Genomic DNA, 19,531 nt, shown 5'->3' on the forward strand with positions numbered 1-19,531 from the left:
GGGTATAGACGCCGATGGCGAGATTGGGGGAGCCTTTATGCAGGATTTACCTTCCTTTGATGAATTACGAGCAATGGCGGAACAGGCACCTGACGAGCTGGAAGCACTACGGCTGTCGATGAGCGAAGAAATCATCAGCAATGCCAGTGCCGAGATGCAACCCCGGCTCCGGGCCCAGATGAGCCATATCAACCAGGTCATTGCCAAGGGGAAAAACCCCAACCACACCAACATACTGCTGATGGCCGAACTGCAGGTACAGCTAAAACGCTTTGCCCAGGCACTGAACGCGCCAGAGACGCTAACAGAACACCAGGCGAAGATAATGCCCTTCTCCCGTCCGTCAGAGGAGCAAGAGGTATTGCCCCAGCAACGGGAAGAATGAGCCTGCAGACAGCAAGTTAGCAGCTCACCTTGATAAAGCTGTCACGATCCATGTCGCGCACATCGACAGTCAGGCTATTAATAGTACTTGCGTGCTGCTCCAGTACCGATATCAAGCTTCTGGCCAGCTCCCGCTTTTGCTCCGTAGTGCGCCCCGACAGCATACTCAGCTCAATATGGATAAAGGTATTGAGATCTCCCTCAGTGCCAACTAGCCAGGTATGACAGGGATAGCTGCGGCATTTAACTGAGTCGGGCTCAAACAGGCCGCATGTTAATAAGATTTGGTGTAAGTCTTCCAACAACCCCGGTACATTGACACGTTCGGCAACCGGATCGGCATATTCCATGACAAGATTCGGCACATCTTCCTCCATGACGTTAAGAAATGCTGTTAATCGTTGAAAATACAGGAAACTGTATCCCAGAAGACCCAACTTACCTGATCTATTGCTGACAAGCCAAGCAATTAGCTTATTTTTCAACCATTGATCACTGTCTTTTTCTGCTTTTTTTATCTGCTAAAATAAATTATTTAAAATTATTTTCAGCCGAGAGTTCACTTTTTCTGTTGAAAAAGGTACAACCAAGCACAGAAATGATTTTGGACAGTAAAAGTATAAGCCAAGGCTGTTATATTTTTACAAAATGGCTGGATACCAAACAGCATAGTTGTCTGATCAGATCAGAGAATTACGCTTTTTGGTATTATTATTTACATCAAATTGATTTGGAGAAAAGCTATGCGCCATCCTGTGGTTATGGGTAACTGGAAGCTAAACGGTAGCAAGGAAATGGTATCTAACCTACTTAAGGGCCTTGATGCTGAACTTAAAGGTGTTGAAGGTGTTGACGTAGCAGTAGCTCCACCAGCAATGTACCTTGACCTAGCTGAGCAGCTAATCGGCAAAGGTGAAAGCAAAATCATCCTTGGTGCACAGAATGTCGACGTTAACGCAAGCGGCGCATTCACAGGTGATATCTCTCCTGAGATGCTAAAAGACTTCGGTGCAAGCCACATCATCATCGGCCACTCTGAGCGTCGTGAATACCACAACGAATCAGACGAGTTCGTAGCGAAGAAATTTGCTTTCCTAAAAGAGCACGGCCTGACACCTGTTCTTTGCATCGGTGAGTCTGAAGCTCAGAACGAAGCTGGCGAAACGCTTGCAGTATGTGCTCGTCAGATCGATGCTGTGATCAACACCCAAGGCGTTGAAGCCCTAGACGGTGCAATCATCGCTTACGAACCAATCTGGGCAATCGGTACAGGTAAAGCCGCTACAGCTGACGATGCACAGCGTATTCACGCAGCTATCCGTGCACACATCGCTGAGAAGAGCGAAGAAGTAGCCAAGAAAGTTGTAATCCAGTACGGCGGTTCTGTTAAGCCTGAGAACGCTGAAGCATACTTCGCACAGCCGGACATCGACGGTGCGCTAGTTGGCGGTGCGGCACTGAACGCAGAAAGCTTCGCAGCTATCGCAAAAGCAGCCGCTAAAGCGAAAAAATAATCTTGTTTGATTATTAAGAATAACAAAGGCCACCTTCGGGAGGCCTTTTTAGTAGCCGGCACACGCTAGCAACAGAAACAAAAAAGCCGACTCTCAAGTCGGCTTTTATCTATCAAGCAAAACCTGTCTTAAAACAGTTTGTCAGCCAGATCGTACAGATCTTTGCGAACTGGACGCTTCATGTTTTCAATCGCATCGATGATGTCGTGGTGAACCATTTTTTCATTCTGGATCCCCACACAGCGACCGCCTTGGCCTTCCATCAGAAGATCAACCGCATACGCGCCCATGCGAGATGCAAGAATACGGTCAAATGCCGTTGGTTGTCCGCCACGCTGAATGTGACCGAGCACTGTCGCGCGCGTTTCACGGCCCGTTTCATCTTCGATGTACTTCGCCAGCTCGTTGGCATCCGTCATCAGCTCAGTCAGTGCGATAATCGCATGCTTCTTGCCTTTGTAGATCCCTTCTTTGATCTTCGCCAGCAGCTCTTCTTTGTTCAGGCCTGTTTCCGGTGTGATGATATATTCACAACCACCGGCAATCGCAGACATCAGGGTAAGATCACCACAGTGACGACCCATTACCTCAACTATTGAGATACGCTGGTGAGAAGAAGACGTATCACGCAGACGGTCAATGGCATCAATAACCGTGTTCAGCGCCGTTAGGTAACCGATAGTGTAATCAGTTCCTGCTACGTCATTATCAATGGTGCCCGGCAGACCGATACATGGATAGCCCATTTCAGTCAGCTTCTTCGCACCCATGTACGAACCGTCACCGCCGATCACAACCAGTGCGTCGATACCGTGAATTTTCAGGTTCTCGATAGCCTGTGCACGTACCTTCTCGTCTTTAAACTCAGGAAAACGTGCTGAACCCAGGAATGTACCACCTTTATTGATCACATCTGACACGCTAGAGCGAGTCAGCTTCTCAATACGGTTCTGATGCAGGCCCTGATAGCCGTCATATACACCATAAACTTCCAGGCCTTCTGACAATGCAGCACGAACAACACCGCGAACCGCCGCATTCATACCAGGTGCGTCACCACCACTGGTCAATACACCAATCTTTTTAATCATGGTTACCCTCTGACTTTGGGAATTGAAAAATCAAATCCGGCACGAGTTACCGAGGTTCCCCCTCTCGGCACCATAAGCCGACATGCCGGGCTTATGCTCGTGTAAACTGTAACTTTCCTACTAATGTAGAAGTATTACAATTTTGATAAAAAATTTTGTTGATTCATATCACAATCATCCCTGACTTCAGCCAGCAGCATGATATTTGCCTGATCCGACAACGAATATGAAACGAAACTGTTAGCGTTCTGGTTGACGACCAAGGAGATACCGCATGTAAGGCTTGATCATGCCTTAAGTATATATCCTGCCATCAGAGCCACCAGTTGTGCATCTAGGGAGAGTGATAACCGCGGGCGACTGTGCATTTTCATCCATAATAATCACACTTTTCATAAGCACTCACTGGGCAATGTCACGCAGTATAGCTTTTTTACGGTGAAAATTAATAACAAAAATAATAGAGAAAGGTAATTTACTGAGGGATTTATTGGTTTGAGTAACGGAATGTAAGCCGCAACCTAGGCTGCGGCTTCATCCGTGAGAACCAACTTACTGATTCTTCTCGGCCCAGCGAGCCTGGCATTGCTCGGCGCGGTCTGCCTGTAGCTGCTGGTATTCTGCTTTTTGCTCGGCGGTCAGAATATTTAGCATTTCGTGACGCTTCTTCATCATGGTGATCCGGCGCTCAACCTGCTGCTCTGACATCTGCTGGGCCAGTTCGCGGACTGCGTTTTCATCAAAATCAGCCGCCAGCAGCAAAGATTGCATTTTCTGGTGGTTAGCCTGCATTTCGGCATGCTGCTCACCGAAACTGGCTTTCATCGCCTCGCGGTTGGTTTCACGCATATCCTGCATTTTCTGCTTCTGCTCATCAGTCAGATCCAGCTTGCGGAAAACCTTGTAGCCCTCTTTCATACCGCAGCCACCTTTACCACCATAATAGCCGCCGTGGTGACCATCTTTACCACCGCCAAAAGCCAGCACAGAGGCAGAGCCGAGAGCCAGAGGAAGTGCAATTGCCATTACCAGTGTTTTCTTGAAAGTAGTCATGATGTTCTTCTCCAAATGTCCGTCAGCGGGTATGAGTTAAGAATAACGACTACAAGGTAAACTGCTGTCTAAAGAACGTAAAACTGCGTAAAGCCAACTGACATTAACTTGGTTCCCGCGGTGAGATTAGCGATACTGAGGCTATCTCATTCATCCTGTCGCGTATGTACCTGCATAGGGCGAGACGGAAACAATAAGGTAGCTAACATGGCAAAAATTCTGCTGGTCGACGACGATACGGAGCTGACCTCATTACTCAGCGACATCCTCGAAATGGAGGGGTTCGAGATCCTGGAGGCCAATAACGGCGAGCAGGGCCTCAGCAAAGTCGATGACAGTATCGATCTGATCCTGCTCGATGTCATGATGCCGAAAATGAACGGTACCGAAATGCTGCGCAAACTCAGGGAAAGCTATTCGACGCCGGTACTCATGCTGACGGCGAAAGGCGAAGAGATTGACCGGGTGCTGGGGCTGGAGCTCGGTGCCGATGACTACCTGCCCAAACCCTTCAGTGATCGCGAACTGCTGGCACGAATGCGTGCTATTTTGCGCCGGACACAAACGGCCGGTAACGACTCGCGCAATAATACCCCCGACTGCCTGACCTATCAGGATATCGATATCTATCCGGGGCGACAGGAAGTCTTCTGCAAGGGAGAGCAGATAGAAATGACCGGCACCGAACTGGCCTTGCTAAGTTACTTTATTCAGCATCCGGGCAAAATCATTGCCAAGAATGAGCTCAGCCTTGAGGTGCTGGGCAAGCGCCTGGCGCAGTTCGATCGTGCCATTGATATGCATGTGTCAAACCTACGCAAAAAACTGCCTGAGCGAACTGACGGCAAGCCTCGCATCAAGACCCTTCGCGGTAAAGGCTACCTGTTAGTCGAGGAAATATAATGCAGCCTGGCTCACTGGCAACTAACCGACGCGACCGACAAGGAGGCAGATGATGAAGCTACCTCGTTTTTCCAGCCTGTATGGCCGGATTTTCGCCGTATTCTGGCTGACACTGCTGATTGTCGTCGTGACAGTTTTGTTGCTACCCAATCTCGATCCCCGGGCCCAACATACTATCCCGGAACAGCAGCAAAAACGCTTTCAGGACTCGGCCCAGAGCATTGCCGAGAAAATCACCCGCGACAGGGGGCCACTCAAATACAGGCTACAGCGATTTACCAACCACGACCGCCACAAGGGATTTCAGCTATATTTCACCACCGAGGAAGGTGAAATTATTACGCCGGATGGCCGTAACAAGGCACTGCGTAATTTTATCACCATGGCCGATAGCCCTAGTGCGCCCAAACAGAAACTATACGGGCGCTGGATGATGGCCGGGCCGTTTGCCTTCAGCTACGAGCAGCAAACCGTGCTGATGTATGTCGGCCGGGTCTGGCGCAAGCCTCCGCCATTTTTTATTCAGATCCTGGATAAGCCGTTCCAGCTGCTCCTCGTCACTATGCTGGTCAGTACGCCCCTGCTGCTCTGGCTGGCATGGGCAATCAGTATTCCGGCCCGTCGGCTGCAACAAGCCGCGGAACGGGTGGCAACCGGGCAGTTCGAGGCCGATCCGAAACTGGAGGCTGGGCCGAGGGAGTTCAAGCAGGCCGGGGCCAGCTTCAATCAGATGGTTCAGGCCATCAACCAGATGATCGGGGGTCAGCAGCGGCTGCTATCGGATATCTCCCATGAGCTGCGCTCGCCGCTAACCCGCCTGAGAATGGCTACCGCCCTGGCCCAACGCAAGCAGGGAGAGAGCAAAGAGCTCAGCCGTATCGATACCGAGGCAGAGCGGCTGGAAAAGATGATCAGCGAACTGCTGGAACTGTCGCGAATGCAGGTCAACAGCCATGAGCTTCGCGAACACTCCGATGCGCGCAGCCTATGGTATGAGATGTTGGAAGATGCCCGTTTCGAGGCCGAGCAAAACAACAAAGTTTTCAAAGTCAATGACCTGGGCGAATGGCCTGTCAGCGGAAATCCCAACCTGCTGATCAGCGCCCTGGAAAATGTCGTTCGCAATGCTATCAAATACGGCAACGATGTCATCGAGGTCAACTTCAGTGTCAGGGACCACACCCTCAATATCGTCATCGACGATAACGGTGAAGGGGTGCCCGACAATGAACTGGATGATATTTTCCGTCCGTTCTACCGGGTTTCGACGGCACGGGACCGCAGTAGCGGCGGCACCGGGCTGGGACTGGCCATTACCGAGAGCGCCATCCGCCAGCATAGCGGTACCATCATGGCCAGCCGCAGTCCACTTGGCGGGCTACGGATCACCATCACCCTGCCCCTGACTCTCTAATCAACCGGCATAACTGCATGGCTTTCAGACAATCTGCTGTCTGAAAGCCTGCTTTTTTCGCTACAATATGGCCAAATTTGCAAACTGACAGCCAGACAATGTTTGATATCGCCCTGTACGAACCTGAAATCGCCCCCAATACGGGCAATATAATTCGCCTATGCGCCAACTGCGGTGCCAACCTGCACCTGATCGAGCCGCTCGGTTTTGACCTGGAAGAAAAGAAACTACGTCGTGCCGGGCTGGATTATCACGATCTGGCGCACGTTCATCGCCACAAAAACTTCGATGCCTTCATGGCGGCGATGGAAAACCGTCGGATTTTTGCCTGTACCACCAAAACCACCAACTTCCATACCAACGCCAAGTTCGAAGAAGGGGATGTGCTGTTGTTCGGTCCGGAAACCCGTGGCCTGCCAGCCGAGCTGATTGACAGCCTGCCACTCGAGCAGCGCCTGCGTATCCCAATGCATCCGGACAGTCGCAGTCTGAACCTGTCCAATGCCGCTGCCATCATCGGTTACGAAGCCTGGCGTCAGCTTGGATTTAAAGGGGCGGTATAGATCAACCTCCCGATAAGAAACAAAAAAGCGAGAGCCGTTAAACTCTCGCTTTTGCTATCTGGAACCACAACACCGTACTTAAATACCGTCACCGGCCATAAAGGTTTGGCCGTTGCCGTTAAATTGCTGATCCATATCCATCGCAGGCTTCTCGCTACTTGGACGACCAACAATTTTCGCCGGCACCCCGGCCACCGTGGTATGCGAAGGCACCGGATTGAGCACCACCGAGCAGGATCCGATTTTCGCCCCTTCGCCGACTTCGATATTGCCCAGTATCTTGGCACCAGCACCGATCATCACGCCTTCGCGGATCTTCGGATGACGATCGCCGCCTTCCTTACCCGTACCACCCAGGGTAACGTCCTGAAGGATCGAAACATCATTCTCGATCACGGCTGTTTCACCAATCACAATACCGGTCGCATGGTCAAACATGATCCCCTGACCAATCGTCGCCGCAGGGTGCACGTCTACCTGACAGGCGACCGAAATTTGATTTTGCAGATAAACAGCAAGAGCAACCCGCTTTTGTTTCCACAGCCAGTTGGCGACTCGATAACCCTGCAAGGCGTGATAACCTTTCAGATATAACAGGGGAATGGAGTACATCTCTACCGCAGGATCTCGTTCAACCACGGCACGGATATCGCAGGCTGCCGATTCGGTGATCATACAGTCGGCAGCGAAGGCTTCTTCAATGACCTCGCGCACCGCCATCGCCGGCATAGATGGCGTCGCCAACTTATTGGCCAGTATATAACTAAGCGCAGCGGCTAAATTATCATGCTTGATAATAGTTGCATGATAAAAGCTGGCCAGCATCGGTTCTTGCTCTGACTGCTCCCGCGCTTCCCGCTTGATAGCCTGCCAGATCTCATGTTGTTGACACTCCCTCACATCACCCTCTGTTCGTTTTGTCATCAAGTCGGTATCTGTTTAACTTTAACGTGCTTGAAAAAAAAAACAACGCGGGCTTTGCAGGCACGCGTTGTTATCTTGCTCTTAATCCTGTCCACGACAGCGTAAATTGCCGTTACTCGTCTTTTTTCTCACGGGCTAGCAGATCTTTGGCTGCTTCACGGGCATCTTTGCCCTGATAAAGAACCTGATAGATCTGTTCGGTAATCGGCATCTCAACCCCGTAGCGCTGGGAGAGTACCCAGACTTCCTTGGTGTTGCGATAGCCTTCTACCACCTGGCCAATGTCATCCTGTGCCGCATCAACCGTTTTGCCCTGGCCCAGGGCCAGACCAAAACGACGATTACGTGACTGGTTATCGGTACATGTCAGCACCAAGTCCCCCAGTCCCGCCATCCCCATAAAGGTTTCCGGCTGGGCACCCAGGGCAGCGCCAAGGCGACACATTTCCGCCAGACCGCGAGTGATCAATGCGGTACGAGCATTGGCACCAAAGCCAATACCATCAGACATACCGGCACCAATCGCAATCACGTTCTTCACCGCACCGCCCAGCTGCATGCCGATAAAATCGGTATTGCTGTAGACACGGAATGTCTTGCTGCAGTGAATTTTTTCCTGCAGCTCACGGACGAAAACCTCATCGGGAGAAGACACGGCGATCGCCGTCGGCATCCCCGCTGCCAGCTCTTTGGCAAACGTAGGACCGGAAAGCACGGCTAGCGGAACATCCTCACCCAATGCATCGATGGCAACCTCTTTGAGCAAGCGCCCGGTGTCAGGCTCAAGTCCTTTGGTTGCCCAGCAAATACGTGAATCATCACGCAGGTAAGGCTTCACATTCGACAGTACTTCACCAAACACATGGCTCGGAACGACCACCAGCAAATCCTGACAGGCCTGAACTGATGCCTCCAGATCCGCCGAGACAATCAGCGAATCGGGAAACGGAACGCCCGGCAGGAAAGCCTCATTGGCACGGTCAATCTCGAGCTGCGCCATATGCTCAGGCTCATGGCCCCACAATATGACGTTAGCGCCATTTCGGGCCAGAGAGATGGCCAGGGAGGTGCCGTAAGAGCCGGCACCCAGCACTGTCATCGTGATTGCTTTGTCTACGTTCTGATTCATAACGGCCACTTTAGCGATTAGGCTTCAGTGCTTTCAGGGTTAGCTTGCGCCTGGTTCTGAAGGTAGTTCATGAACAAAGCATCAAAGTTAACAGGTGCCAGGTTCAACTGAGGGAAAGTACCTTTAACCACTAGGCTTGAAATAGTTTCACGCGCATATGGGAATAGGATATTCGGGCAGAATGCACCAAGACAATGTGCAAGCTGAGGCGCTTCCATGCCTGAAACAGAGAAAATACCGCCCTGCTGAACTTCACACAGGAATGCCGTGTCATCGGCGTTCTTCACAGTTACAGTCAGACGAAGAATCACTTCGAAAACACCTTCACCCAACTCGCGGCTCTGGGTATCCAGGTCCAGTTTCACATCAGGGTTCCACTCTTTCTGGAACATATCAGGTGAATTCGGCGCTTCGAAAGAAACATCTTTCAGGAAGATACGCTGGATCTGGAAGTTCTGTTGTGCTTCGTTGTTTGCTGCTTCAGCCATTTTCGTGTCCTTTTCTCTCTCAATCTCATCACATGAGATCATAAATATTCGCAACCATGATAATTATCACACGCTGCACAAATTCGGTTTGCATCGGAGACACTGCCTAGTATGGCGCGTTCCGAGCGACAAGGGGTTACTTCTTGCCCTTGCTGGATTTGCTGCGGATCAGCGGCAGATTGGCTTCATTCCAAGAAATCAGGCCATCCTTCAGCAAATTAACATTCTCAAAACCGGCTTTATGTAACAGATTGGCACTCTCTTGTGCTGTCTGGCCTGTCTTGCATACCACAATGATTGGGGCTGTTTTGTGCTTTTCAAGCTCTGAAAAGTTCTGTTCTTTAATTTGGCTCGGCAAAATGTGAAGGGCACCCGAAATATGACCCTGGCGGTACTCATCACGGCTACGGATATCGATGAATACGCCGTCTTCACGGTTCACCATGACCGTCGCTTCATTGGGGGTAACAACTTTATAGCCCGCGGCCTTCTGTTTCACATAAGACGCCACAAGCGCCACGGCTATACCCACCCACGCTAGGGATAACATTGGATTACTTGTAACAAAATCGATGTATTGCTGCATGACTTTCGCTCTATTTTCCTAATACTAGACACCTGAAAATCAGGGCCAGACTCCACCAAAAAGGAACCTGAGTATACCCGCGGCAACGTTGTTGTACAGCAGGCGTCAACAATTCCGCGTATTGGCTCACTCGATTCCGGCGATAATAGTATACGCCTTGAACAATCGTTTTCAGCTTCCACCTTTCAATGAAATAGAAAAAAACTCTCAATCAGGGCTTACACTCAAAGGCAGAAATGCATATATTTCACGTAGGAAGATAACAATCCATTTACAGCATTGTTTGATCTTGCCCTACAGTTTTAGCCATGACTTGTAGTAAAATTACATACAACCAGACTAATCACCTTAGATAGTTCGCAGATATTTAAGGTAATTGGTCTAAATTACACTCAGATTTCTAACTTTACGAGAGGACAGCATATGTCTGCTAAGAAGCCACTGGCTTTAGTTATCCTGGATGGCTGGGGTTACCGCGAAGACAATTCCGACAACGCAATTGCAAACGCAAACACACCAGTGATGGACGGCTTGATGGCAAATGAAGCCAACACCCTAATTTCTGCTTCTGGCATGGATGTGGGTCTGCCAGACGGTCAGATGGGTAACTCTGAGGTTGGTCACACCAACATTGGTGCCGGTCGCGTTGTTTATCAGGATCTGACACGCATCACCAAATCTATTGCCGACGGCGACTTCTTCGAAAACGAAGCACTGGTTGCGGCAATGGACAAGGCTATCAATGCTGGCAAAGCCGTTCACATCATGGGCCTGATGTCTCCGGGCGGTGTTCACAGCCATGAAGACCACATTGCAGCAGCTGTTGAAATGGCAGCCAAGCGCGGCGCAGAAAAAATCTACCTGCATTGCTTCCTGGACGGCCGTGATACACCACCACGCAGCGCACAGGCATCACTGGAGCGCTTCGATGCCCTGTTTGCCGAACTAGGCAAAGGCCGCGTAGCGTCACTGGTGGGCCGTTACTACGCAATGGACCGTGACAACAACTGGGACCGTGTTGAAGTCGCTTACGACCTGCTTACTGCAGCGAAAGCCGAGTTCTCAGCGGCATCTGCCGTAGAAGGCCTTGAAGCCGCCTACGCGCGTGATGAAAACGATGAGTTCGTGAAAGCCACTGAAATCCGCGCCGAAGGCCAGGACGTGGCAGCGATGGAAGATGGCGATGCCGTTATCTTCATGAACTACCGTGCTGACCGTGCCCGTCAAATCACCCGTGCCTTCGAGACAGACTTCGCTGGCTTCGAACGTGCTAAAGTGCCTGCGTTAGCTGATTTTGTGATGCTAACTCAGTACGCTGCTGATATTAACCTGGCTATTGCTTACCCACCAGCAACCCTTGATAACACGCTGGGCGAGTGGCTATCGAAGAAAGGCAAGAAACAGCTGCGAATCTCTGAAACTGAAAAGTACGCGCACGTGACGTTCTTCTTCAACGGCGGTGTCGAAAACGAGTTTGATGGCGAATCTCGCTCGCTAGTCGCTTCACCAAAAGTGGCGACCTATGATCTACAGCCTGAAATGAGTGCACCGGAACTGACTGAAAAGCTGGTTGCAGCCATCAAGGGCGGTGAATTCGATACCATCATCTGTAACTATCCGAATGGCGACATGGTTGGCCATACCGGTGTTTACGATGCTGCAGTCCAGGCTTGTGAAGCACTGGATAGCTGCATTGGCCAAGTGGTTGAGGCAATCAAAGAAGTCGACGGTCAGTTGCTGATCACTGCCGACCACGGTAACGCCGAAATGATGATCAACCCTGAAACCGGTGGTATCCACACCGCGCACACCAACCTGCCGGTACCGCTGGTTTACGTCGGTGACAAATCTCTGACCCTGAAAGATGACGGTAAACTGTCTGATCTAGCACCAACTATGCTGGCGCTAACAGATATGGAAATCCCTGCAGAGATGACTGGTCAGGTGCTGTTTGATCTGAAATAATCTCCCCCATGCGGGATAAGATCAAATACCTGGGCAACATCCTCCGCGCCAGTGCATTATGCACTGGCGCTTTGTTATGCCTGACATTTGCACAACCAAGCCTGGCGAGCAACCAGAACCAGCTTGAAGGCGTCAAAAAGGAAATCTCACGCCAGCAGGATCAGCTAAGCACCAAGCAAAAAAAAATCAATACGCTGCAACAATCCCTAAAACAGCAAGAGCTTGCTATCGCAACAACCGCCAAAAAAATCCACAAGGCCGATAATCAGCTCAAGCAGCTCGACCGCTCCATCAGTAAGCTTCAGCAAGAACAGCAACGCCTTCAGCAACAGCAGCTCGGCCAGCAAGAGATGCTGAAAGAACTGCTCAATACCCAATACCGTCAGGGAAAAAACAGCCAGCTAGCCTCGTTGCTCAGTGGCGAAGACAGCACCGAGCTTGACCGAATGTCAATCTATGCCGAACGCCTCAGTGAAGCGCGCGCCAAGACCCTGGACGAACTCGCCGCCACCACAACGGAACTACAGCTGAAGGCACACCAGCTGACCCAGCAGCGTCAGCAGCAAAAAACATTGCTGACCCAGCTCAAAACCGAGAAAAGTACGCTGGAGAACGAGCAACGACAACGCCATAAAACAGTGCGTACTATCAGGGGCCAGCTAAAATCAGACTCTCAGTACCTGTCCGAGCTCAAGAGCAACGAACAGCGCCTGGTCAAAGAGATTGCCAAGGCCAAAGCGGCTGCCGAGGCAGCAAGACGCGTACCGATGGACGGGCTGGCAAGACACAAAGGCAAGCTGCCGTGGCCGGTGAAGGGCTCTGTCCTTCATCAATACGGCACAAGCCAGCAAGGGGAGCTGCGCTGGAAAGGAATGGTGATTGGCAACCCGGCCGGCAGTCAGGTCAAGGCCGTGTATTCCGGCAAAATTGTATTTGCCGACTGGTTACGCGGATATGGCCTGATGCTGGTTATCGACCATGGCAAAGGCGATATGAGCTTCTACGGTTACAACCAGACCTTGCTCAAAAAAGTCGGTGATGTGGTACAGGCCAACGAAGCCATTGCACTTGTCGGTGACAGCGGCGGACAGGAACGTTCGGGACTGTATTTTGAAATCCGCCGTAAAGGCAATCCCACTAACCCCAAAGGCTGGCTGAAAAGATAAGCTTGTACCGATAAGGACACCTGACATGCGATGGATTGCACTCTGGTTTTCTCTGCTCTTCAGCTTGGCGCTGCCAGGACACAGCCTCGCAGCCAAACTCGCCATCGTCATTGATGACTTGGGTTACCGGGCCATGCCTGCTGCACTGTCGACCCTGCCGCCGGAAGTCAGTATCTCTATCCTGCCGGACACCCCTTATGATCTTGCCACGGCCAAACAGGCTGGATTGGAGCAGCGTGATACCCTGCTGCATATGCCGATGGAGCCACAACGTACGGCGCCGCTGGAGCTGACGACTCTTACCGGGAAAATGTCACAGGCCGAGCTCCAGCAAACCCTGCGCCATGCCCTGAGCCGGGTGCCAAATGCCGTCGCCATGAATAATCATATGGGCAGTGCCCTTACCCAGAATACCGAGGCGATGGGCTGGGTCATGGATGTCCTGGGGGAGCAGGGAGTCAATTTTCTCGACAGCCGAACAACGGCAAAGTCAGTCGCTCTCAAGCAGGCGCGCGCCCAGGGGATCCCTGCATTGCGCCGCCACATCTTTCTCGACCATTACCGTACCCCGCAGTTTGTTCGCCAGCAACTTGCTCAAGCGGTCAGGCGGGCCAAGCGCAACGGGTATGCCGTTGCCATTGGCCACCCCTACCCCGTTACACTGGCAACACTCGAGGAGCAGCTGCCGGAGCTGGCTAAACAAGACATCCAACTGGTACGTATTTCAGCGCTATACCCCTAACTCCCTACCTTCAGCTTTCAGCTCTCAGCGGAAATCTCAAAGAGCGCCCTGACATATCCGCTCAGACACCTCAGAGCCGGGCTATCAACACTTAAGCATTACGCTTTACCTGCTCGCAGTAGTGCGATTCAAGCAGGATCACCTGCTCTTTTCCTTTCGCCGTTGTCAGCGGCCGCACAATACTCAGCATCTGCAACACGCCCTGGTAGATCACCGCCTTGGTGATTTTTGCCCCGACAGCCTGGGTCGTCTGGTAGCAAATCCAGCTAGAGGCAACCAGCTTAAGCGTATTGGCCAGGCTAAGCAGTTCATCATCATCAAGGTCAAGCAACTCGCTGGCACGGAAGCTATTCATCATCCCCATAATGTTCTGATGCAGCCCTTCTTGCGCCGCCAGGTATTTTTCCTGTAGCTCGAGATCCCTGCGTAGGATATCGGGCAGGTTGGCGTAGAAAAAACGATACCGCCACATCAACATAAATACCGCATCGAGATAACCCAATAAATTATCGGCAGTTACCTTAGATTCTCCTTGAGGCTGGAAACGAATACTCAAATCACGGGCGTATTCGTCAAAAATACTGTGTATAATCTCTTCTTTATTGCGAAAATGATAATACAGATTGCCGGGGCTGATCCCCAGATGAGCGGCAATGTGGTTCGTGGTTATGTTTGGCTCACCGCTTTCATTGAAAAGCTCCAGTGCTGCCTGAATAATTCTGTCGCGGGTCTTCATTTGCTTCTCACTACTTCCGTCGCCCAATGGCAATAGTGTAATGTTATCACAAAGAATATTTATAGCGGTGGCTGTTATGCGGCCGTTGTCCCAATGTATTAAAGACTGGAATAGCCATGATTATCGTAACTGGTGGCGCCGGCATGATCGGCAGCAATATCGTAAAGGCTCTGAACGAGCAAGGACGCAACGACATCCTAGTTGTGGATAACCTGAAGGACGGAACCAAGTTTGCCAACTTGGTTGATCTGGATATCGCTGATTACATGGATAAGGAAGACTTCATTACTCAAATCATGGCCGGTGACGAATTTGGTCCAATCGATGCCATTTTTCATGAAGGCGCATGTTCTGCAACCACGGAGTGGGATGGCAAGTACATGATGCTTAACAATTATGAATATTCAAAAGAATTGTTACATTACTGCCTTGAGCGTCAAATCCCGTTCCTATATGCTTCTTCGGCAGCTACATACGGCGGTCGCGATCATGACTTCATCGAAGAGAAGCAGTATGAGGGTGCGCTGAACGTTTACGGCTACTCCAAGCAGCAGTTTGACAACTATGTCCGTCGTCTGTGGCAAGATGCCGAGGAGCATGGTGAGACCTTGTCTCAAATCACAGGTTTCCGCTACTTTAACGTCTATGGTCCTCGCGAGCAGCATAAAGGCAGCATGGCCTCGGTCGCCTTTCACCTGAACACCCAGATCAACAAAGGTGATAATCCGAAACTGTTCGAAGGCTCCGATACGTTCAAGCGTGACTTTGTCTATGTCGGTGATGTCTGCCAGATGAACCTTTGGTTCTGGGAAAACAATGTCTCAGGCATTTTCAACTGCGGTACCGGCAATGCCGAGTCTTTCCGTGAAGTAGCCAAAGCCGTTATCAAGCATCACGGTAAAGGTGAGGTCGAGGAAATTCCGTTCCCAGAGCACCTGAAAGGTCGCTACCAGGCCTTTACTCAGGCCGATCTGACCAAAGTGCGCACAGCCGGATACGACAAACCATTCAAGTCTGTCGCCGAAGGTGTTGCTGAGTACATGTCGCTAATTAATTAGTAAGCTGACGAGATAAATCCAACAAGGCAAGCTGGGCATACCCAGCTTGTCTTGTTATCTCAATATCAAACAACGGATCTTCAACCGACGAAGCGAGTTGCCTGCCGGCACCCAAAGGTTTTTAAGTCATGTCTAACCAAGCAGTATTGCATATTTGTCTATCCAAGGGTTGGGGTGGATTGGAGATGTACCCAATTCGAACCGGCGGTCAGTTCAGAGAAAAAGGCTGGAAAGTACTCGGACTATGTCTAAAAGGCTCCCGTGTTGCCCAAGGGATGCGAGAGCAAGGCATCGAAACCTATGAAGTCGACTCAAAGTTTGCATCGTTCAGACAGCTTGATCGCATTCATCAATGGCTTCAACAAAGCGGTGTCAACCTGATCCATTGCCACAAATCCGGTGACCTGGTTGTTGCTGCCCTGCTGGATACACTGTCGTCATACCGAGTTATCTTCACCGAGCACATGGGGGTCACCCGGCCGAAAAAAGATATGTATCACCGCTGGGTATATAGCCACGTCGATCAAGTACTGTCGATAAGTGAAGCAACCAAGAAGCGTAACCTGAAAGCACTGCCGGTACCGGCAGAAAAAATCCAACGCCTATGGCTGGGGACAGAGATACGCCCCGCCATTGACGATACCAAACTTGTCCTGAAAACCAAAAAAGAACTGGGTATTCCTGTCGATGCTACAGTCATCGGTACTGTAGGCCGGTTTAACCACGCGAAAGGGCAAAAAGAGTTACTTGACGCATTTATCGCCTTGGTAAGACAAAATCCCGAGCAAAATCTTCACCTTCTGATGGTCGGCGGGTTACAAGCCGATCAAGGCTCAGATATCGAACTAGTAGAAGAGATTCAGGCAACCATCAAGCAAAGCGGCCTATCAGAACAGATCCATCTTCCCGGCTTTCGGAAGGATACCGAGAATATGCTTGCCGTCATGGACATCGTTGCCATCTTGTCGCACAACGAGGCTTTTGGCTTAACCGTCATTGAAGCAATGGCTGCCAATAAACTAATATTGGGAGCTAACACAGGTGCAATTCCTGAAATTCTAGGTGAAAGTTACCCATTTACAGTGAACCCTTTAGACTCAAACCTGATACAACTTAAATTAGTGAAAATAATCAGCGAATCAGAAAATATTTCTATAGTGGGTCAAAAACTGGGCCTGCGAGCAAAAACACACTTTGATATTAGTAAGCATATTGAAAATTTAGCTGTTGTTTATAATAAAACAGCAGTGCAATGAGAAGAAACAAATGTCAGATACAACAATCAAAAAATTAGAAATATTTTTACTTGGATTATTGGGCTTTTCTATTTTTACATCAAAAGCAGGGATCAACATATCAGTAACTATTCTACTTATGCTGTTTCTATACAGCCTGATATCAAACTCAGCTTTTAGAGAAAAAGCACTTTCATCCCCAGTAACAAAAATATCATTAATAGCATATTTAATTGCTGTAGTTTCTTGTCTTATTTCACCAGGAAACTTAGATGACATTGTACACATTGCAAGAAAATCACTATTCTTAGTGGTATTCCCTTACTTGATTATTTTATTTAATAACAAAAAGCATAAACAGTCTGCAATTATTGGTTTACTTCTCGGCCTGTTGCTATCTATTTTTTATGGCTTGTACACCCTTATCCAAATGAAAACAACGGGCCTGAACCCGTTGCGCTTAGAAAGCTTTCTCGATGTCGGACGCTGGTCAGAGAATTTAAGCTATTTCTTGGCTTTTTCTATTCCATTTTGGTTTAACTTAACAAATAATAAGTTCAAATTTGCGCTAATGACCGTAATAATCCTAAGCATTGTGTGCCTAGTATTAACAGGGTCAAGAGGCCCATGGCTAGCAACTTTTATCGTAGTTAACCTATTACTTTTATCTTGTTACAAGCAATTTTTCCTTAAAATTTTCTTGGTCTGTTTAATATCATTACCCATTCTAACCACAGTCTTCCCTACTAAATTTGAAGGGGTAACCAATCGAGTTGAAAGTATTCTTGACACTAAAGTTGATCAATCTAATACAGCCAGATTAATTATGTGGAAAAAAGCAATCGCTTTCACATCTTATAATTGGTCAGAATCTCCGACTAAAGTTATTTTTGGACTGGGTGAGAATAACTACACCAAAGAGTTCAAGATTTACATAAGCAAAACGAGCCCAAATGTTACAAACGAAACGGCATATTTTTCTTTTACTGAGCCTCATAACGCCTATCTAGAAAGCCTTGTCAAACATGGCTTACTTTATGAGCTAACCTTTCTTTCTTTGTTGATTTACATTACTTTTATGTTAATTAGATGTAAACACCAATACAAGCAAGCTGGCATTTGCGTTATATCCTCATTCCTAATTATTGGGATTTTTTACAGTAACCAAATGGTAATTCAAACTTATACGGTCTTCTTTATGCTTGCACTGTGCTTACCTATGTTAAAAGAAGGTAAGAATATCGACAAAATAAGTGAGTTGAAAACTGGGCTTAAAATATGACTATATACTGCAACTCAAGCCTTTAATAAATATGCAAAAAATATGATGCACAGGTAAGGATTAAGAAATGTACAATATGAAACACTTATGGTTTGAAAAAGGTGCTTATGCCTCCAAGAAGGCTCGCTCATATCAAGCTAATGAGTTTGACCCTAGCAAAGTTAAGAATATTGCAGTAATTCGTCATGCAGCTCTAGGCGATCAAGTTATCACACGTCCATTTCTCATTGAGGCTAGAAAATTTTTTCCCAATGCGAAAATTACTCTTTGTGCAACTTCCAACTACCAATATGCAATGCCATCCGATCTTGTTGATGATGTACATATCATGCCTGGCAGACAAAGTGATCGCAAAGTAACCCCATTAGAAAAAATACGTAAAGCCAAAGAGCTTGGTGAACAAGATATTATTTTTGATCTTGCAGCTACAAACCGTTCATATTGGTTGTTAGCTTTAACAAAAGCAAAGCTAAAAATTGGCTTTCCATATCGTTCATCAGTTGCAAAGTTATTATACGATATTGCTATCTTCCGCTCTGACTTCACACCAGAAGTAGAAAGCATGTTGCACATGCTTAAAGTTCTTGGACATAACCCTACTTATCCACTTGATTTTGGCTACCCTGATAACCGCAATCTAAGAGAAAGTGTAAAGCCTTATATTGTCTATTTTGGTGGTGCATCACAAGAGAGGAAAATGTACCCTTTTGATAAATTGACGTCTTTGATGAACCTTGCCGCTGAAAAATTATCTGGTTATCGGCATATCTATCTAGAAGGGATCAGTGAAAGCGAAAAAGCTTCCAAGCTAGGAAAGCTAACGTCTGAAAATATAAACATTCAGCCTTCTATGGATATTGAAGACGTCATTAGTTTCATTGCTAAAGCATCAGTCGTTGTAAGTACAGATACAGGCATACGTAATGTTGCAATTAGCACTCACACTCCAACAGTTGGAATATTTTATGCCACGGTACCATTCAGATACACACCAACTTATGAAAAACATTATATTTCTATGACTCCTAATGCAGTCATACCTAGCCCTGAGGCTATTTTAGATAACATATGCAAAGCAACAAGTGATATAGACTAATGATTGATTTATCCTGCGGTATATCAAAAAATACCGCAGGAAATGTGTTACTACAAGCGCCTGAATATAAAGCCAAAATATAAGAACAAGTTTAACGTTGCTTAAATAAATCCAGCTAAATTAATCCACAGCAATAATAACGAGTTGTTACACCTCTCAAAACCATAAGAACAACTTGTTACCAAAAACCTGTATAGCATAT

20 protein-coding genes are annotated in these 19,531 nt (G+C 48.6%); 12 read left to right on the forward strand and 8 right to left on the reverse strand.

Features of this window, described 5'->3' with window-relative positions:
* Positions 1-37 precede the first annotated feature (37 nt).
* Positions 38-385: a DUF3135 domain-containing protein gene (locus tag L4D19_RS13990; protein WP_428453067.1), complete on the forward strand. Its 348-nt coding sequence runs from the start codon at positions 38-40 to the stop codon at positions 383-385.
* A 16-nt stretch (positions 386-401) separates the two neighbouring features.
* Here the strand turns inward: L4D19_RS13990 and L4D19_RS13995 are convergent, their stop codons facing one another.
* Positions 402-749 carry a 5-carboxymethyl-2-hydroxymuconate Delta-isomerase gene (locus tag L4D19_RS13995; RefSeq protein ID WP_075763049.1) on the reverse strand — a complete coding sequence of 116 codons (348 nt, stop codon included), beginning with the start codon at positions 747-749 and terminating at the stop codon, positions 402-404.
* A gap of 378 nt (positions 750-1,127) precedes the next feature.
* Between L4D19_RS13995 and tpiA the strand changes: the two genes are divergently transcribed.
* The gene (gene tpiA / locus L4D19_RS14000) at positions 1,128-1,898 is read left to right on the forward strand and encodes a triose-phosphate isomerase (protein WP_428452959.1); all 771 of its coding nucleotides are present in this window, start codon (positions 1,128-1,130) and stop codon (positions 1,896-1,898) included.
* A gap of 128 nt (positions 1,899-2,026) precedes the next feature.
* On the opposite strand, the gene pfkA is transcribed toward tpiA, so the two are convergent.
* Complete coding sequence (gene pfkA, locus L4D19_RS14005; protein WP_428452960.1) at positions 2,027-2,989, reverse strand: 6-phosphofructokinase; 963 nt, start codon at positions 2,987-2,989, stop codon at positions 2,027-2,029.
* A gap of 552 nt (positions 2,990-3,541) precedes the next feature.
* Positions 3,542-4,042 carry a CpxP family protein gene (locus tag L4D19_RS14010; RefSeq protein ID WP_428452961.1) on the reverse strand — a complete coding sequence of 167 codons (501 nt, stop codon included), beginning with the start codon at positions 4,040-4,042 and terminating at the stop codon, positions 3,542-3,544.
* Positions 4,043-4,249: 207 nt separating this feature from the next.
* Here L4D19_RS14010 and L4D19_RS14015 point away from each other — a divergent pair, with 207 nt between their 5' ends.
* From L4D19_RS14015 to trmL, 3 genes are all read left to right on the forward strand, one after another.
* Positions 4,250-4,945 carry a response regulator gene (locus tag L4D19_RS14015; protein ID WP_428452962.1) on the forward strand — a complete coding sequence of 232 codons (696 nt, stop codon included), beginning with the start codon at positions 4,250-4,252 and terminating at the stop codon, positions 4,943-4,945.
* Between the two features lie 52 nt (positions 4,946-4,997).
* The gene (gene cpxA, locus L4D19_RS14020; RefSeq protein ID WP_428453068.1) at positions 4,998-6,359 is read left to right on the forward strand and encodes an envelope stress sensor histidine kinase CpxA; all 1,362 of its coding nucleotides are present in this window, start codon (positions 4,998-5,000) and stop codon (positions 6,357-6,359) included.
* Positions 6,360-6,457: 98 nt separating this feature from the next.
* Positions 6,458-6,922, forward strand: coding sequence for a tRNA (uridine(34)/cytosine(34)/5-carboxymethylaminomethyluridine(34)-2'-O)-methyltransferase TrmL (gene trmL / locus L4D19_RS14025; protein ID WP_075762995.1), 465 nt, complete (start codon positions 6,458-6,460; stop codon positions 6,920-6,922).
* Between the two features lie 78 nt (positions 6,923-7,000).
* Here trmL and cysE read toward each other — a convergent pair whose 3' ends face one another.
* The 4 genes from cysE to L4D19_RS14045 form a co-directional block, all read right to left on the reverse strand.
* Entirely contained in the window at positions 7,001-7,846 is an 846-nt protein-coding gene (cysE, locus tag L4D19_RS14030; RefSeq protein ID WP_428452963.1) for a serine O-acetyltransferase, read from the reverse strand.
* Positions 7,847-7,958: 112 nt separating this feature from the next.
* Positions 7,959-8,975 (reverse strand): NAD(P)H-dependent glycerol-3-phosphate dehydrogenase, encoded by a 1,017-nt coding sequence (gene gpsA / locus L4D19_RS14035; RefSeq protein WP_428452964.1) that lies wholly within the window; start codon positions 8,973-8,975, stop codon positions 7,959-7,961.
* A 17-nt stretch (positions 8,976-8,992) separates the two neighbouring features.
* Positions 8,993-9,463, reverse strand: coding sequence for a protein-export chaperone SecB (gene secB, locus L4D19_RS14040; protein ID WP_075762997.1), 471 nt, complete (start codon positions 9,461-9,463; stop codon positions 8,993-8,995).
* A 136-nt stretch (positions 9,464-9,599) separates the two neighbouring features.
* On the reverse strand, positions 9,600-10,049 hold the full coding sequence (locus tag L4D19_RS14045; RefSeq protein ID WP_428452965.1) for a rhodanese-like domain-containing protein: 450 nt from the start codon (positions 10,047-10,049) through the stop codon (positions 9,600-9,602).
* A 423-nt stretch (positions 10,050-10,472) separates the two neighbouring features.
* Between L4D19_RS14045 and gpmM the strand changes: the two genes are divergently transcribed.
* From gpmM to L4D19_RS14060, 3 genes are read left to right on the forward strand one after another with little or no spacing between them, the layout of a single operon-like run.
* Positions 10,473-12,014, forward strand: a complete 1,542-nt coding sequence (gene gpmM / locus L4D19_RS14050; protein ID WP_428452966.1) for a 2,3-bisphosphoglycerate-independent phosphoglycerate mutase — start codon at positions 10,473-10,475, stop codon at positions 12,012-12,014.
* A gap of 8 nt (positions 12,015-12,022) precedes the next feature.
* Positions 12,023-13,180 carry a peptidoglycan DD-metalloendopeptidase family protein gene (locus L4D19_RS14055; RefSeq protein WP_428452967.1) on the forward strand — a complete coding sequence of 386 codons (1,158 nt, stop codon included), beginning with the start codon at positions 12,023-12,025 and terminating at the stop codon, positions 13,178-13,180.
* 25 nt (positions 13,181-13,205) lie between these two features.
* The gene (locus L4D19_RS14060; protein WP_428452968.1) at positions 13,206-13,922 is read left to right on the forward strand and encodes a divergent polysaccharide deacetylase family protein; all 717 of its coding nucleotides are present in this window, start codon (positions 13,206-13,208) and stop codon (positions 13,920-13,922) included.
* Positions 13,923-14,013: 91 nt separating this feature from the next.
* On the opposite strand, the gene L4D19_RS14065 is transcribed toward L4D19_RS14060, so the two are convergent.
* On the reverse strand, positions 14,014-14,658 hold the full coding sequence (locus L4D19_RS14065) for a TetR/AcrR family transcriptional regulator (RefSeq protein ID WP_428452969.1): 645 nt from the start codon (positions 14,656-14,658) through the stop codon (positions 14,014-14,016).
* Positions 14,659-14,774: 116 nt separating this feature from the next.
* Here L4D19_RS14065 and rfaD point away from each other — a divergent pair, with 116 nt between their 5' ends.
* The 4 genes from rfaD (at position 14,775) to L4D19_RS14085 (ending at position 19,329) form a co-directional block, all read left to right on the forward strand.
* Positions 14,775-15,716, forward strand: coding sequence for an ADP-glyceromanno-heptose 6-epimerase (gene rfaD / locus L4D19_RS14070; protein ID WP_428452970.1), 942 nt, complete (start codon positions 14,775-14,777; stop codon positions 15,714-15,716).
* 128 nt (positions 15,717-15,844) lie between these two features.
* Positions 15,845-16,972 carry a glycosyltransferase family 4 protein gene (locus L4D19_RS14075; RefSeq protein ID WP_428452971.1) on the forward strand — a complete coding sequence of 376 codons (1,128 nt, stop codon included), beginning with the start codon at positions 15,845-15,847 and terminating at the stop codon, positions 16,970-16,972.
* A gap of 10 nt (positions 16,973-16,982) precedes the next feature.
* Positions 16,983-18,233, forward strand: a complete 1,251-nt coding sequence (locus tag L4D19_RS14080; protein WP_428452972.1) for an O-antigen ligase family protein — start codon at positions 16,983-16,985, stop codon at positions 18,231-18,233.
* A 76-nt stretch (positions 18,234-18,309) separates the two neighbouring features.
* Complete coding sequence (locus L4D19_RS14085; protein WP_428453069.1) at positions 18,310-19,329, forward strand: glycosyltransferase family 9 protein; 1,020 nt, start codon at positions 18,310-18,312, stop codon at positions 19,327-19,329.
* Positions 19,330-19,531 lie beyond the last annotated feature (202 nt).

Source organism: Photobacterium kasasachensis, assembly GCF_050336885.1.
Lineage (GTDB): Bacteria > Pseudomonadota > Gammaproteobacteria > Enterobacterales > Vibrionaceae > Photobacterium > Photobacterium kasasachensis.